Annotated in this window: 14 protein-coding genes; 9 read left to right on the top strand and 5 right to left on the bottom strand. The window is 65.3% G+C overall.

Annotated elements, in window-relative coordinates; genetic code table 11:
- Positions 1-66 precede the first annotated feature (66 nt).
- Entirely contained in the window at positions 67-1,008 is a 942-nt protein-coding gene (locus XH85_RS24455) for a hypothetical protein (protein ID WP_128933846.1), read from the top strand.
- A gap of 97 nt (positions 1,009-1,105) precedes the next feature.
- Here XH85_RS24455 and rimO read toward each other — a convergent pair whose 3' ends face one another.
- The gene (gene rimO, locus XH85_RS24460) at positions 1,106-2,431 is read right to left on the bottom strand and encodes a 30S ribosomal protein S12 methylthiotransferase RimO (protein ID WP_128933847.1); all 1,326 of its coding nucleotides are present in this window, start codon (positions 2,429-2,431) and stop codon (positions 1,106-1,108) included.
- A 110-nt stretch (positions 2,432-2,541) separates the two neighbouring features.
- Here rimO and XH85_RS24465 point away from each other — a divergent pair, with 110 nt between their 5' ends.
- The 6 genes from XH85_RS24465 (at position 2,542) to XH85_RS24490 (ending at position 9,637) form a co-directional block, all read left to right on the top strand.
- A complete protein-coding gene (locus XH85_RS24465; RefSeq protein ID WP_008564898.1) occupies positions 2,542-3,132 on the top strand; it encodes an ANTAR domain-containing response regulator in 591 nt (196 codons plus the stop codon).
- Entirely contained in the window at positions 3,129-4,292 is a 1,164-nt protein-coding gene (locus XH85_RS24470; RefSeq protein ID WP_128933848.1) for a CmpA/NrtA family ABC transporter substrate-binding protein, read from the top strand. The genes XH85_RS24465 and XH85_RS24470 overlap by 4 nt, the downstream gene beginning before the upstream one ends.
- Before the next feature lie 336 nt (positions 4,293-4,628).
- Positions 4,629-6,413, top strand: coding sequence for a NirA family protein (locus tag XH85_RS24475; protein ID WP_164940081.1), 1,785 nt, complete (start codon positions 4,629-4,631; stop codon positions 6,411-6,413).
- Positions 6,410-8,020, top strand: coding sequence for a sulfite reductase subunit alpha (locus XH85_RS24480; RefSeq protein WP_128933850.1), 1,611 nt, complete (start codon positions 6,410-6,412; stop codon positions 8,018-8,020). Before XH85_RS24475 ends, XH85_RS24480 begins: the two co-directional genes overlap by 4 nt.
- 205 nt (positions 8,021-8,225) lie before the next feature.
- The gene (locus XH85_RS24485) at positions 8,226-8,378 is read left to right on the top strand and encodes a hypothetical protein (RefSeq protein ID WP_164934924.1); all 153 of its coding nucleotides are present in this window, start codon (positions 8,226-8,228) and stop codon (positions 8,376-8,378) included.
- A gap of 305 nt (positions 8,379-8,683) precedes the next feature.
- A complete protein-coding gene (locus XH85_RS24490; protein WP_128930305.1) occupies positions 8,684-9,637 on the top strand; it encodes an IS110 family RNA-guided transposase in 954 nt (317 codons plus the stop codon).
- Positions 9,638-9,662: 25 nt separating this feature from the next.
- Here XH85_RS24490 and XH85_RS24495 read toward each other — a convergent pair whose 3' ends face one another.
- Genes XH85_RS24495 through pxpB form a run of 3 tightly spaced genes read right to left on the bottom strand, consistent with a single transcriptional unit; the run spans position 9,663 to position 12,231 of the window.
- Complete coding sequence (locus XH85_RS24495; protein WP_128933852.1) at positions 9,663-10,433, bottom strand: LamB/YcsF family protein; 771 nt, start codon at positions 10,431-10,433, stop codon at positions 9,663-9,665.
- A 32-nt stretch (positions 10,434-10,465) separates the two neighbouring features.
- Positions 10,466-11,503 (bottom strand): 5-oxoprolinase subunit C family protein, encoded by a 1,038-nt coding sequence (locus XH85_RS24500; protein WP_128933853.1) that lies wholly within the window; start codon positions 11,501-11,503, stop codon positions 10,466-10,468.
- Positions 11,500-12,231 carry a 5-oxoprolinase subunit PxpB gene (pxpB, locus tag XH85_RS24505; protein ID WP_128933854.1) on the bottom strand — a complete coding sequence of 244 codons (732 nt, stop codon included), beginning with the start codon at positions 12,229-12,231 and terminating at the stop codon, positions 11,500-11,502. Before pxpB ends, XH85_RS24500 begins: the two co-directional genes overlap by 4 nt.
- A gap of 248 nt (positions 12,232-12,479) precedes the next feature.
- Between pxpB and XH85_RS24510 the strand changes: the two genes are divergently transcribed.
- Together XH85_RS24510 and XH85_RS24515 are read left to right on the top strand one after the other, a co-directional pair.
- Positions 12,480-13,178 (top strand): ribonuclease activity regulator RraA, encoded by a 699-nt coding sequence (locus tag XH85_RS24510; protein ID WP_128933855.1) that lies wholly within the window; start codon positions 12,480-12,482, stop codon positions 13,176-13,178.
- Between the two features lie 24 nt (positions 13,179-13,202).
- On the top strand, positions 13,203-13,607 hold the full coding sequence (locus tag XH85_RS24515; protein WP_128933856.1) for a (R)-mandelonitrile lyase: 405 nt from the start codon (positions 13,203-13,205) through the stop codon (positions 13,605-13,607).
- 140 nt (positions 13,608-13,747) lie between these two features.
- Here XH85_RS24515 and XH85_RS24520 read toward each other — a convergent pair whose 3' ends face one another.
- Entirely contained in the window at positions 13,748-14,104 is a 357-nt protein-coding gene (locus tag XH85_RS24520) for a hypothetical protein (protein WP_128933857.1), read from the bottom strand.
- Between the last annotated feature and the right edge of the window lie 175 nt (positions 14,105-14,279).

Genomic DNA, 14,279 nt, shown 5'->3' on the forward strand with positions numbered 1-14,279 from the left:
GGTTCGAACCGGACGCACCGCGGCTCAGACCAAGAGGGGCCGGGACCAACGAGACAGTATTCAGCCTTGTCCGACACGCCTTACCCGATCGACCTCGACAGCATCCGCGGCGCGTTTCCGCCGGGCATCGAGGCGCCATCCCTGTTGCTCGACTTCGCCGGTTGGCTGAAGGGGCGGCCCTGGGGCAGCGTCGGCTGCTTCTCGCTGCAGGGCCAGTTCTCCGATCATGCGCCGATCGTCGACGGCAGTCCCTTGCGCGACAGGTTCTCGCTGTTCATGCGGTTGCCGGATGGCTCGGCAGTCGGCGGCTGGTATGGCGCCGGTCTCGACCGCGACAATCCGCCGATCGTGGGGCTGGGATCGGAGGGCGACTACGAATTGCTGGCGCCGAGCCTCGACGGGCTGCTCGCAAAACTGACGTCGCAGCAATTCGACAACGCCTGGAGCGATCTGAAGCCGCATGACGAAGTCGAGTGCCAGACGGTCGAACTCGCGCAGTGGCTCGCTGGCCGGCCGTTAAGCGAAATAGCGGCGCCCGAGGATGCATCTTCGGAGCTGCCCGACTTTCGCGGCTTCGTGGAGAAGTGGAGCCGGGATCGCGAAGACTACTGGGCCAATCACCGGCTGATGGCCGAGCTCGGCTGGCGGCTGGCGGCGCATCTGCCGAAGGGCAAGAAGCCTTGGGATCAGACGCGCTTCGAGGTTGCGATCGTCGGCAAGCAGTACGAGGCGCGCGTCCTTTCGCGCGGGCCGCAGCCATTCGAGGAAGCGGCCTCGATCGAATCCCTTCTGCGCGATTTGCGCGAGCAGATGCGCCGCGCGCAGCCCGAGCTCGGGCTGTGGTACGCGATGCATTTCGGGCTCTATGCCGACGGCCGGATCATGCCGAATTTCGAATACGATGTGCGCCCGACGATCGAGGGTGAGCCGGCGAAATTATCCGAGGCACAGGCCGATCTCGCCCGCGCACCGCGTCCGGAGCGCTGGGTGCCGAAATGGCTGGTTTGATGGGACTGTAGCTCCAGCGACGGTCCGCTCCCTCTCCCGCAAGCGGGAGAGGTTGCAGCGAGCCCGCGGCTAGACCGATCGCAACAGCGAAACGCCGTCAGAACCCCGCGACGCTGCCGTGCAGGTCGTACGCGTCGGCGCGCTCGATCTTGGCCGTGACGATCTCGCCGACGCGCAACGGGCGGCGGCTGGAGAGATAGACTGCGCCGTCGATCTCCGGCGCATCGGCCTTGGAGCGGCCCTTCGCCACCGTCGGGCCGACCTCGTCGATGATGATCTGCTGGCGCGTGCCGACCTTGCGCTTCAGCCTGCGCGCAGAGATCTTCTGCTGGCGGGCCATCAGCGCGTTGTAGCGCTCTTGCTTGACCTCTTCGGGCACGGGGTTCTCGATCGCATTCGACGTCGCGCCCGCAACCGGCTCGTATTTGAAGCAGCCGACGCGGTCGATCTCGGCCTCATCCAGCCAGTCGAGCAGATAGGCGAAATCGGCATCGGTCTCGCCGGGAAAGCCGACGATGAATGTGGAGCGCAGAGCGAGATCTGGACATTCCTCGCGCCAGCGCTTGATGCGCGCCAGCGTCTTGTCCTGTGCTGCGGGGCGCTTCATCGCCTTCAGCACCTCGGGGCTCGCATGCTGGAACGGGATGTCGAGATAGGGCAGCACCTTGCCCTCATTCATCAGCGCGATGACTTCGTCGACATGGGGGTAGGGGTAGACATATTGCAGCCGGACCCAGGCCCCTAACTCGCCGAGCTCGCGCGCGAGGTCGAGGAATTTGGCGCGGACCTGGCGATCCTTCCACGGGCTCTCGGCATATTTGAGATCGACGCCATAGGCCGAGGTGTCCTGCGAGATCACCAGCAATTCCTTGACGCCGGCACCGACCAGGCGCTCGGCCTCGCGCAGCACGTCATTGGCGGGGCGCGAGACGAGGTCGCCGCGCAGCTTCGGGATGATGCAGAAGGTGCAGCGATTGTTGCAGCCCTCGGAGATCTTCAAGTAAGCGTAGTGGCGCGGCGTCAGCTTGATGCCCTGCGGCGGCACCAGGTCGAGATGCGGATTGTGGGCCGGCGGCAGGGCGCGGTGCACGGCATCCAGGACGCTCTCATATTGCTGCGGGCCGGTGATGGAGAGCACGCCGGGATAGGCCTGCTCGATCTGCTCGGGTTCCGCGCCCATGCAACCTGTCACGATCACCTTGCCGTTCTCGGCCATGGCCTCGCCGATCGCCGAGAGCGATTCCTGCTTGGCGCTGTCGAGGAAGCCGCAGGTGTTGACGATGACGATGTCGGCCCCATCATGCTTGCGGGCGAGCTCATAGCCCTCGGCGCGCAGGCGCGTGATGATGCGCTCGGAATCCACCAATGCCTTGGGACACCCGAGCGATACGAAGCTGACCTTGGGCGCAGCCGTCTGATCCATATCTAAAACTGCCTGATTGACGGCCTGAGCTAGTCCCAATTGCCCACAATTACAACCCTTTGCAGGGCGTTCCGGCGTGCTATGGATGAATCACTGGTGGTGAGTGAGCTATGAGCGCCGAACAGTCGCCCAAAATCGTGATCGTCGACGAAAGCCCGATCCGGGCTGCAATCCTGGAGGAAGGATTGCGGGAGGCCGGATTCACGCAGGTCGTCCATATCCGCGAGATGCAGAGCCTGCTTGCCCGTATTTATGCGGTGGACCCCGACATCATCCTGATCGATCTGGAAAACCCCAGCCGCGACGTGCTGGAGGCGATGTTCCAGGTCAGCCGCGCCGTGAAGCGGCCGATCGCGATGTTCGTCGACCAGAGCGATTCCGCCTCGATCCAGGCCTCGGTGGAGGCGGGGGTATCGGCCTACATCGTCGACGGGCTGAAGAAGGAGCGCATCAAGCCGATCCTCGACCTCTGCGTGTCCCGTTTCAATGCCTTCGCGAAACTCCAGGAGGAGCTCGAGCGCACCAAATCGCAGCTCGAGGATCGCAAGATCATCGAGCGCGCCAAGGGCATCCTGATGAAGGTGAAGGGCCTCACCGAGGACGAGGCCTACGTGCTGCTGCGCTCGACTGCGATGCGCGAGAAGAAGAAAATCGGCGAGATCGCCCAGTCGATCATCACCGCATCGGAGATGCTGAAATGACTGGACCGCTCCGTATCGGGTTCATCCCGCTGGTCGATGCCGCAGCCCTGATCGTCGCCGTAGACAAGGGATTCACCGCCGCCGAAGGGCTCGACGTCGAGCTGGTGCGCGAGGTGTCCTGGTCCAACGTCCGCGACAAGCTCAATATCGGCCTGTTCGACGCCGCGCATCTGCTCGCGCCCGTCGCGATCGCATCCTCGCTCGGGCTCGGCCACGTCAAGGTGCCGATCGCCGCGCCCTTCAATCTCGGCATCAACGGCAATGCGATCACGGTGTCGCCGGCGCTGCATGCCGCGCTGATGGAGGAGATCGACGGCGACCGCTTCGATCCGATGGTCACCGCGAAGGCGCTGGCGAAGGTGGTCGCCAAGCGCCGCAAGGCCGGCGCGGAGCCTTTGACCTTCGGCATGACCTTTCCGTTCTCCACCCACAATTACCAGCTGCGGTTCTGGATGGCGGCGGCCGGCGTCGATCCGGACGAGGACGTGCGCCTCGTCGTGCTGCCGCCGCCCTACATGGTGGACAGTCTCAAGAGCGGCCATGTCGACGCATTCTGCGTCGGTGCACCCTGGAACTCGATCGCGGTCGATCTTGGCATCGGCCACATCCTGCATTTCGTCTCCGACATCCTGGCGCGCGCGGCGGAGAAGGTCCTGGCCGTCCGCCAGGTCTGGGCCGACAAGCATCCGGACGTGGTCGCTAGCCTCGTGCGCGCGGCGGTGAAGGCGGCCGAGTTCATCGAGCATCCGGAAAACCGGATCGAAGCGGCGCGGATTCTGGCGCAACCCGAGCGGATCGGCGTCGATGCCGAGGTCATCCAGCGCACCCTCACGGGACGCCTGAAGATTTCGCCGGACGGTACCTTCCGCGAGAGCGGCCGCTATCTCCTGGTCGGACGCGAGGAGGCAGGGCGCCCCGATCCGGTCCAGGCCGCCTGGCTCTATGCGCAGATGGTGCGGTGGGGGCAGGCGGCCTTGAGCCCCGATGGCGTCAAGACCGCCATGGCGGTGTTCAGGCCCGACCTTTACGACGCGGCCCTCGGCCGCCGCCCGCCCCAGGAAGCCCCGGCGGCATTTGGGGCCTTCGCCGGGCCTGTATTCGATGTCAGCAACATTTTGGGGCACCTTGAGGCCTTCGAAGTGGGGCGTTGGAAGGCCTGATTCGCTATTGCATAATTCTTGTGCAATTTGGCTCATCGACTAAATTTTGAGCCGAGTGCTCGAATTTCATGAGCCAATTCGGGATCGGAATGTTCCGGGATCTCCGCTAATTTCTTGAAATCACGACATCTTTCATTTCGCCGAAGCTGGCACGCAACTTGAATGTTGCACTGCGGCCAGCTTGTCACAGGTGACTGCTGAGCCAAGTCCCGCAGCAACGAAGCTGATCGGACCGTTGGGTGGCTAGGCCGGCTCTCGAGCCAGCAAGGTGCCCTTCGGGTCGCGCCAATTTCCGTCGATGCCACCTCGGTGGCCGCAGGAGCTTCGTTACCGACCATGAAAATCGATACGCTCGCAGTCGACTTTACCGACGAGCAGAAACGCTATCTCGAAGGGTTCACGACCGGTCTGCAGATCAGCCGGGTCGGTCGCGGTCTCGGCGGCGGCGGTGCCGGCAAGGCGAACGCCGAGCCCACCGGCCCCGATGCCGTGCACATCAAGGCGCAGGACAAGGTCATCGCCGCGGGCAAGAAGCTCGCCGACCAGGAGAAGTTCAAGCGCGACGAGCATCCCTTCGATGCCTATCCGCGGCTGCGCCAGCAGGCGCTCGACAACGCGCCGCCGAGCCCGGCGGACAATTTCCGCTGGCGCTATTACGGCATCTTCTATGTCGCGCCGACGCAGGACTCCTACATGAGCCGCCTGCGGATCCCCAACGGCATCATGAAGCACTGGCAGCTGTCCGGCCTTGCAGATCTCGCCGACGAACTCTGCGGTCCCTACAGCCACGTCACGACGCGCGCCAATCTCCAGCTCCGCGAGATCCCACCGAAGCATGCGGTGAAGCTGATCGAGGGCATCCAGGATCTCGGCCTGTGCTCGCGCGGCTCCGGCGCCGATAACATCCGCAACGTGACGGGAACGCCGACGGCCGGCATCGATTCGCAGGAGCTGATCGACACGCGGCCCTATGCGCGCGAGTGGCACTATCACATCCTCAATGATCGCTCGCTCTACGGCTTGCCGCGCAAGTTCAACGTCGCCTTCGACGGCGCCGGCAGGATCGCGGTGCTCGAGGAGACCAACGACATCGCGTTCACGGCTTACGAGGTGAAAGACGGCTTCGGCGTCGAGCCCGGGGTCTGGTTCCGGCTCGGCCTCGGCGGCATCACCGGCCACAAGGATTTCGCCAAATATTCCGGCATCATCGTCAAGCCGGAGCAGGCGACCGCTGTCGCGGACGCAATCGTGCGCGTGTTCATCGACCATGGCGACCGCACCAACCGCAACAAGGCGCGGCTGAAATACGTGCTCGACAGCATGGGCCATGACGGCTTCCTCAAGCTGGTCGAGGAGCGGTTGAAGACGCCGTTCACCCGCGTGCCCGAACAGGCGTTTGCGCCGCGGCCGGCCGCGGACCGCATGGCGCATGTCGGAGTGCACAAGCAGAAGCAGGGGGGCCTCAACTGGATCGGCGTGTCGCTGACGCTCGGCAAGCTAACCTCTGATCAGATGCGCGGTCTCGCCAAGATCGCGCGTGACCTCGGCGACGGCGAGATTCGCCTGACGGTTTGGCAGAACCTGCTGATCTCGGGCGTGCGCGACGAGAATGTCGAGCTTGCCACCGCCGCGATCAAGCAGATCGGGCTCGCGGTCGAGGCTTCACACATCCGCGCCGGCCTGATCGCCTGCACCGGCAATGCCGGCTGCCGCTTCGCCGCCGCGAACACCAAGCGCCACGCTGCCGAGATCGGTGACTGGTGCGAGCCGCGCGTCGCGATGGACAAGCCGGTCAACATCCACGTCACCGGCTGCCACCATTCCTGCGCGCAGCATTACATCAGCGACATCGGGCTGATCGGCGCGCGCGTGCCCGTGAATGAGGAGGACACGGTCGAGGGCTATCACCTCTTCACCGGCGGCGGGTTCGGCCCCGACGCCGACGTCGGGCAGGAGGTCTATCACGACCTCAAAGCCGACGACGCGCCGAAGACGGTCGAAAAACTGCTCAAGGCCTATATCGCCCATCGCTCGTCTCCCGAAGAAACCTTCCTGTCCTTTGCGCGCCGCCATGACGGCGAAACGCTGCGCAAGCTTGCCGATGCACAGGTGTCCGCATGAACCAGATCACGCCTCCGCCGAAACTCGACATCATTCCCGCCAGCGCGCCGTTCTCCGATGCGCAGCGCTCCTGGCTGAACGGCTTCTTTGCCGGGCTATTGTCGCCCGACGTGGCCGCGCCGCTGTCGGCCGAGCAGGGCGCTGCCGTCATGCAAGGCGCAGCCGGTGACGGCGACGACGGCGAAGCGCCGTGGCACGACCAGACCATGCCGATCGCAGAGCGGATGAAGCTCGCCGAGGGCCGTCCCGTGCGCCGCAAGATGATGGCGGCGATGGCGCAGCAGGATTGCGGCCAGTGCGGCTACAATTGCCACGACTATTCGGAGGCGATCGCGAGCCGCAGCGAAGCACGGCTCAACCTCTGCGTCCCCGGCGGCAAGGAAACCGCGCGGATGCTGAAGTCCCTGTACGAGGAGCTCGACAAGGCGCCAGTGGCCAAAGCGGCGGACAAAGCGGACGCTCCGGCGCCGGCCGTGACCGTGACGATCGCAGAGCCGGGCCGCTCACGCGACAACCCTGTTGCCGCAACCTTCCTGTCGCGCCGCCTGCTCAACAAGGGGAAGTCGGAGAAGGAAACCTATCACATCGAGTTCGATCTCTCCGAGAGCAAGCTCGACTACGTCGTCGGCGACAGTTTTGGCGTGTTCGCGCGCAACGATGTCGGCCTCGTCGACCAGATCATCGCGCTGCTCGGCGCCTCCCACACCACCAAAGTCAACGGCAAGACGCTGCGCGAGGTGCTGATCGACGACGTCTCGCTGTCGCCGGCGCCCGACACGCTGTTCGAGCTGATCTCCTTCATCACCGGCGGCGCGCAGCGCGAGAAGGCGCGAGCGCTGGCGCAGGGCGAGGATCCCGATGGCGATGCCGCCACCCTCGACGTCATGGCGGCCTTGCAGAAGTTTTCGGGCACGCGGCCGCACCCGGAGGCCTTCGTCGAGGCGCTGGAGCCGCTCCAGCCACGGCTCTACTCGATCTCGTCCTCGCACAACGCGACGCCCGGAAAGCTGTCGCTGACGGTGGACTCCGTCCGCTACGTGATTGGCAAGCGCAAGCGCCTCGGCGTCGCCTCGACCTTCCTCGGCGATCGCATTGCCGAAGGCGAGAAGCTCAACGTCTATGTGCAGAAGGCACACGCCTTCGGCCTGCCGCAGGATCCGAAGACGTCAGTCATCATGATCGGCCCCGGCACCGGCATCGCGCCGTTCCGCGCCTTCCTGCTCGACCGCAAGGCCACCGGCGCGCCCGGCAAGAATTGGCTGTTCTTCGGCCATCAGCGCAGCGATTGCGACTTCTTCTACCAGGAGGAGCTCAACGCGATGAAGACGTCGGGTCTGCTCACGCGCCTGTCACTGGCCTGGTCGCGCGATGGCGAGAAGAAGTTTTATGTGCAGGACCGCATGCGCGAGGTCGGCCGCGAATTGTGGACGTGGCTCGCCGAAGGCGCGCATCTCTACATCTGCGGCGATGCCAAGCGCATGGCCAAGGACGTCGAGCGTGCGCTGGTCGACATCGTCGCCCAGTTCGGCGCGCGCTCGACCGACGAAGCCGTCAGTTTCGTCGCCGAGCTCAAGAAGACCGGCCGCTTCCAGGCTGACGTCTACTAAGCCTGCTGTCACCACACCGTCATCCGGGCCGGTTCCAACTGGCTCGGATTTGAACGAATAAGATTCTCGGAACCCGCACGTAGAGAGAATTTGCATCTGCGATGTGGCGTCGTCAGAGGAGGCGCATCGCTATTTGCGCTGCTGTCTTGCCTCCCGCCAGGGTTGATCCTTCATAATCCCACAAATGGGGCGTTGGAGATCGACCATGCGCGAACTATCGGCGGAAGCCAGGCTGCATTTCTACGCGCGCTCGCTCTCGCGGCGGACCGGGGCGAGCATGCATCATGCCGCGCTCTATAGCGCGTTTGCCGTCATCGCGGCGATCGTGTTCGGCACGCTCTCGGTGCATCCGTTCTGATGGACTTCGTAGGGTGGGCAAAGGCGCGCAGCGCCGTGCCCACCATCCTTCAATACCATGAACTTCAAATTGGTGGGCACGCTCCGCTTTGCCCACCCTTGTAATAGCGCAATCAGATATTGTCGGCGTGTTCCGTGAGGAATGGCCTGCCGCGGCTGCAACCCGCGGCAGGCCGCTGGCGATCGGATCGCGCCCACCCTGAGCAGTTTGTGGCTGCCCCGTAGCAGGATCGCGCCAGCACCTTCATCGGACCCGGATGGTTGCCGGAACAATCAGGTTCGCTTCACAAGGCAGGGTCGACGAAGATGGCACAGACTAGCACGACGACAGCGGGAATCGATACGTCCAAGGCGAAGCTCGACATTGTAGTTCATGGTCGAGACGAGGGTTGGGAGGTCGCCAACGACCTTCCCGGTTGGCGGAAGCTGGTGCAGCTGCTGACCAAAGCTGGCGTCAAGCGAGTCGGGATCGAAGCGACCGGCGGTTACGAGCGTGGGGTAGTGGAGCATTTGCGTGCGGCCGGCGTCATCGTGCTGGTGCTGCAGCCGATCCAGGTCAAGGCGTTCGGCCGCTCCCGATTGCGTCGCGCCAAGAACGATACGCTGGATGCCGCGCTGATTGCTGCCTGCGCGGCATCGCTCGAAGAGGTGAGGAGTGCGCCGGATCCGCGCTTGGCGGAGCTCGCCGAGCAGCTCACCTTCCTCGAGCAGATCGAGGACGACATCAAGCGCTTCAAGACCCGGCTCGAGCATCTCGAGAAGCCTCGGCTACGCCGCATCGTGCTGGATGACATTGCCCGGTTGAAGGCAAGGCGGCTCTCCCAAATCCGTCACCTCGCCAAGCAACTACGCGCTCACCACGATCTCGCTGTCCGCCTTGACCTCGTGATGAGCATTCCCGGGATCGGTGAGCGCACGGCACTGGCCCTCCTGGTCCGCATGCCTGAACTCGGCCGTGTCAGCCGGGAGGAAGTCGCAGCCCTTGCCGGGCTGGCTCCCTTCGACAACGATAGCGGGCAGTACAAGGGCCAACGCCGTATCGCCGGCGGCCGCGCTCGCCTGCGTCGCTCTCTGTTTGCGGCAGCCCTGCCTGCGGCCTTCCGCTGGAACAAGGCCGTCATGGCCCTCTATGCCCGCCTGACTGCGGCCGGAAAGGCTCACAATGCCGCTCTCATCGCATGCGCGCGCAAGCTGCTCATCTATGCCAACACCGTCGTGCAACGCGGAACGCCGTGGACTGAAAAACTCCTCGGCGTTTAATGGTTGCTACCGGCACCGCAGTGCCTCACGCCCCGCGCTTGAACGGCGCGACCTCGATTCCCGCTTCCTTCAACGCCTGACGCACACTGCGCGCGATCTCGACCGCGCCGTGCGTGTCGCCGTGGATGCAGACCGTATCGGTGCGCATCTTGATCACCTTGCCCGTCACCGAGACCACCGCGCCGTCCTGCACCATGCGCACGACGCGATCGGCGATCACTTTCGCATCGTGCAGCACCGCGCCGGGCTTCTTGCGCGAGACGAGGTTGCCGTCGTCCTCATAGGCGCGGTCGGCGAACACCTCGTGCACCATCGGCAGATTGGCCGCTTCGCCGGCCTTCACCAGCTTCGAATTGGCGAGCACGACGAAGATCAGGCTGGGATCGACCGCCTTGATGCCGGCGGCGATCGCCTTCGCCGTCATGTCGTCCTCGCAGGCGACGTTGGAGAGCGCGCCATGCGCCTTCACATGCGTCACCTTGTGCCCGGCCGCGGTCGCGATCGCCTGCAACGCGCCGATCTGGTAGGCGACGAGGTTCTCGATCTCGGAGGCCTTCAGGCCGGCGATCGGATGCCGGCCGAAGCCGTGCAGGTCGCGGTAGCCAGGATGCGCGCCGACCGAGACGCCGCGCGCCTTCGCGAGCTCCACCGTCCGGCGCATGATGTCGGGGTCGCCGGCGTGGAAGCCGCAGGCGACATTGACCGAGCTCGCCAGCTCGATCATGGCGGCGTCATTGCCCATCTCCCACGTGCCAAAACCTTCGCCGAGGTCGCAATTGAGATCGATCGTCTTCATGGGTGCTCTCCGCCTCTGGTCTTTGTTGCCGTTTACGGTTCCGCCGCGACCTGCCACGTCCCTGCGTCGACGGCGCTCACGGCATAGCCCGCAACGTTAGCATCGCTGAGCGCCTCGATGTTGAGCGCGACGGTGTCGGCAGAGCGCAGGCGATCGGGCAGGCTGCGGATCAGTTGCGCGAATTTGCGCGCCTCGTCCTGCGCCTCGGCCATACTGACGGCCTTGAAGCGGAATGCGGTTCCCGCCGAGGTCTGCGCCAGCCGGCCAACATCGGCCGTGATCACGGTTGCGATCTTCGGATAGCCGCCGGAGGTGCCGCGGTCCATCATCAGCACGATCGGCGCACCGTTGCCGGGCACCTGGATGCTGCCGTTGACGGTGCCGTCGGAGACGATGTTGTGGCCGTGCAGATGCTTGATCACGGGGCCCTCGAGCCGGTAGCCCATGCGGTCGGAGGTCGCCGAGATCTTCCACTCGCTGTCCAGGAACAGCGCCTTGTTGGCATCGTCGAACTCGTCGTCCTGCGGACCCAGCAGAACACGGATCGGGCCGCCCACGGGCTTCGGCAATTCGATCCGCACTTCGCTCGCGCCGCTGGCGGCATCGACGCTGAACTCATCGCCGGCCTGCAGCGGGCGCGGGTAGGGGCTGCCGAGGCCCGCGCGCGCATTCACGGCGAGGCTGCCGAACACCGCCTCGCCCTTGATAGCGCCTTCGATGGCGAGATAGGTGAAGGCGCCGCCGCGGGCAAAGCCCAGCGTCAGCGTCTCGCCATCCTTCAAGGTCACCGATGTGTCCATCGCGATCGGATTTCCGGCGATATCCGCATTGCGCGGCGCGCCTGAAATCGCGACGCGCACGGCACCATCACGGGCGGTGAAGGAGGCGCCGAATGGACCGATCTCGACTGCGGCCGCAAACGGCCCGTTGCCGACAAGCGTGTTTGCCGCAGCAAGCGACAGCCGGTCCATCGCTCCGCTCACCGTCAGGCCGTAGCGCTGCGCGCCGTGGCGGCCGCCATCCTGGACCGAGCTTGCAGGGCCGATGCTGGCGACGACGAGCCGGCTCATGCGACCACCTGCTCGGCGATGATCTCGCCAGCTTCCGCAGCGCGGTCCAATTCCTCGAACGTCTTGTGGTCGATGGCGAAAAACGTCACGCGATCACCGGGTTCGGTGAGGAAGGTCGGATTGCGGTGGAGCTGATAGGTCCGCACCGGCGTGCGGCCCAAAAGGTGCCAGCCGCTCGGGGCGGCCAGGCATTGGATGCCGGCCTGGACGCCGCCGATCGAGATCGTGCCGGCGGGCGTCAGCACGCGCGGATTCTGCCGCCGCGACATGTGGAGGGATTTGTCGAGGCCGCTGAGGTAGGACCAGCCCGGCGTGAAGCCGATCATGGCGACCTTGTAGTCGCCGGCAACGTGGCGGGCGACAATGTCGTCCGGCGTGGTGCTCAGCGCCTTGGCGACATCCTCGAGATCGATGCCGTGCTCGCCGCCATAGGCGACGGGAATGCGCCAGCGGCGCGCCTTTGTCGCTGGCGGCAGCTTCTGGCTGGCGAGCGCGATAAGCTTGTCGCCGAGCGTATCGAAACCGATTTTGCCGGGATCGTAGTGCACCAGCAGCGAGCGATAGGTCGGCACGGCTTCAGTGATGCCGTCGATCGGGCTTGCTGCAAGCGCCTTGTCGAGCGCAAGCACGCGCTGATTGGCATCGTCATCGATGGTGCGGCTGAACTCGACCGTGACGGCGCTGTCGCCACTGGGCAGAAGGCGGGGCGGGGGAAGCGTCGCGGCCATGAGCTGTCGAAATCGGGCTTCTGAAGAATGCGGCCCCCTGCGTTCGAGTTCCGCTTCTTCCTGCTTCGCGTAAATGCGCTCGCAAGTCCAATAAATTAATGCTGGGGGAAGCGATAAGGCCTTGTTATCGCGTCGCATAATAGCCCAGCGGTCCTGCGTTATTGCTAGCCTCTTGGCCCTTGACGCAAGGGCTGGGGCTCGCAAGATGCGCGCGTTCTTTCCCGCCCATCCGGAGCTCGTCTGTTTCCATGTCGCTGTCCCCCGAAGCCCGCAAGACCCTCGCCGGCATCACCACCGCCACCATCACCACGGTCCTGCTGAAGAAGGGCCTGCGCAATGTGTGGATGCGCGGCGCGCGGCCGCTGCGCCCAGGCCTGCCGCGCCTGGTCGGACCGGCCTTCACCCTGCGCTTCGTGCCCGCGCGCGAGGATCTGGCGACGCCGGAATCCTGGTCGTCGCCGATCTCGACCCGCACCGCGATCGAGGCAATGCCCGAAGGCTGCATCGCCGTGGTCGATGCCATGGGCATCACCGATGCCGGCATCTTCGGTGACATCCTCTGCGCGCGCATGGTCGAGCGCGGCGTGACCGCGCTGGTCACCGACGGCGTCGTGCGTGACGTCGAGGGCGTGCTCGGCACCAATCTTCCGGTCTGGTGCGACGGCTATGCCGCGCCGCCTTCAGTCGCGGGCCTGACCTTCGTCGGCTGGGGCGAGCCGATCGGCTGCGGCGGCGTCGCCGTTTTCCCGAACGACATCGTGGTCGCCGACCAGGACGGCTGCGTGCTGATCCCGCAGGCGATGCTCGATCACGTGCTCGCCGAGGGCGTCGAGCAGGAGCGCATGGAGGCCTGGATCGTCAACGAGGTGAACAACGGCGCCGTGCTGCCGGGCCTCTATCCCATGAACGCCGAGACCAAGGCGCGCTACGCCGCCAGCAAGAAGTAATCGGGAAGCAGCGAGGTAATTCCAATGGAAATCACTGTTGCAGGCACGCGGCCGACCCGCCGCGCGCCCAATGAACACTTCACCGGCACCGTGTGGCAGGACCCCGTCATCATGGCGCCCGCGCCGGCACGGCTGAACTGCTCGCGCGTCGCGTTCGAGCCGGGCGCGCGCACCAACTGGCATCACCATCCGCTCGGCCAGACGCTCTACGTGATCTCCGGCGTCGGCCGCGTCCAGTCCAAGGGCGGCCCGATCCGCGAGATCCGCCCGGGCGACACCGTCTGGATTCCGCCGGGCGAATTGCATTGGCACGGCGCGTCGCCGGGCAACGGCATGTGCCACATCGCCATGCAGGAAGCGCTCGACGGCGTCTACTCGACCTGGCTGGAGCCGGTGACCGACGCGGAGTATGGGGCGGCGGTCGGCTAGTCCCGTGCCCCGGACAAGACGCATCGCCCTTGGTGATGCGTTGCCGATCCGGGGCCCAGACTCGTCCGAGGGATTGACACTGCTGGGTCCCGGCTCAGCGTCACGGCGCTTCGCGCCGCGCCGGGTCCGGGACACAAGACCTACATCCGCTCCGCCGTCCACGTCCCCGTGCACATGGCGCCGCGCCAGGTGCCGGAGCCTGACGTGCCGCTGAGCCGGCCGAAGCCGACGGCGCGCTTGATGCCGGTGCTTAAGGTGACATTGATGCTGCCGGCATCGGCGACCCGGCCCGACGCCGTCACCGCGGCGCTGCTCGATGCGATCTGACCATTGTTGATGCCGATCGCGACGGTCGCGCCGTTGCCGCAGGTCTCGCTCGATGACGAGATGCGGACATTCCATGTGCCGTCGAAAGTGCTTGTCGTGGCACCGGCCTGTGTCAGCGGAAAGGCAATGGCGACAAGCGTAACGAAGAGTCCTGTGCGAATGCCGTTCATGGCACGCCCCTGTGGTTGACCATGCAGGGGAACGTGGCACGGCTCGCAGAACCGGCGATGTGAGCGGGCTCACGCCTGCAGCAGGCTCTGTGAGGTGGCTCACCTCGCCATCACACCGCGGACAACGCAAAGGGGCCCGGATCACGGGCCCCTCGTTCTGATCAGAGCATCGAAG

The organism is Bradyrhizobium zhanjiangense, from assembly GCF_004114935.1.
In the GTDB taxonomy this organism is placed as follows: Bacteria; Pseudomonadota; Alphaproteobacteria; order Rhizobiales; family Xanthobacteraceae; genus Bradyrhizobium; species Bradyrhizobium zhanjiangense.

Coding starts and splice junctions, on each gene's coding strand:
- rimO (WP_128933847.1), bottom strand. CDS start 2,431: ATGGATCAGACGGCTGCGCCCAAGGTCAGCTTCGTATCGCTCGGGTGT.
- XH85_RS24465 (WP_008564898.1), top strand. CDS start 2,542: ATGAGCGCCGAACAGTCGCCCAAAATCGTGATCGTCGACGAAAGCCCG.
- XH85_RS24470 (WP_128933848.1), top strand. CDS start 3,129: ATGACTGGACCGCTCCGTATCGGGTTCATCCCGCTGGTCGATGCCGCA.
- XH85_RS24475 (WP_164940081.1), top strand. CDS start 4,629: ATGAAAATCGATACGCTCGCAGTCGACTTTACCGACGAGCAGAAACGC.
- XH85_RS24480 (WP_128933850.1), top strand. CDS start 6,410: ATGAACCAGATCACGCCTCCGCCGAAACTCGACATCATTCCCGCCAGC.
- XH85_RS24485 (WP_164934924.1), top strand. CDS start 8,226: ATGCGCGAACTATCGGCGGAAGCCAGGCTGCATTTCTACGCGCGCTCG.
- XH85_RS24490 (WP_128930305.1), top strand. CDS start 8,684: ATGGCACAGACTAGCACGACGACAGCGGGAATCGATACGTCCAAGGCG.
- XH85_RS24495 (WP_128933852.1), bottom strand. CDS start 10,433: ATGAAGACGATCGATCTCAATTGCGACCTCGGCGAAGGTTTTGGCACG.
- XH85_RS24500 (WP_128933853.1), bottom strand. CDS start 11,503: ATGAGCCGGCTCGTCGTCGCCAGCATCGGCCCTGCAAGCTCGGTCCAG.
- pxpB (WP_128933854.1), bottom strand. CDS start 12,231: ATGGCCGCGACGCTTCCCCCGCCCCGCCTTCTGCCCAGTGGCGACAGC.
- XH85_RS24510 (WP_128933855.1), top strand. CDS start 12,480: ATGTCGCTGTCCCCCGAAGCCCGCAAGACCCTCGCCGGCATCACCACC.
- XH85_RS24515 (WP_128933856.1), top strand. CDS start 13,203: ATGGAAATCACTGTTGCAGGCACGCGGCCGACCCGCCGCGCGCCCAAT.
- XH85_RS24520 (WP_128933857.1), bottom strand. CDS start 14,104: ATGAACGGCATTCGCACAGGACTCTTCGTTACGCTTGTCGCCATTGCC.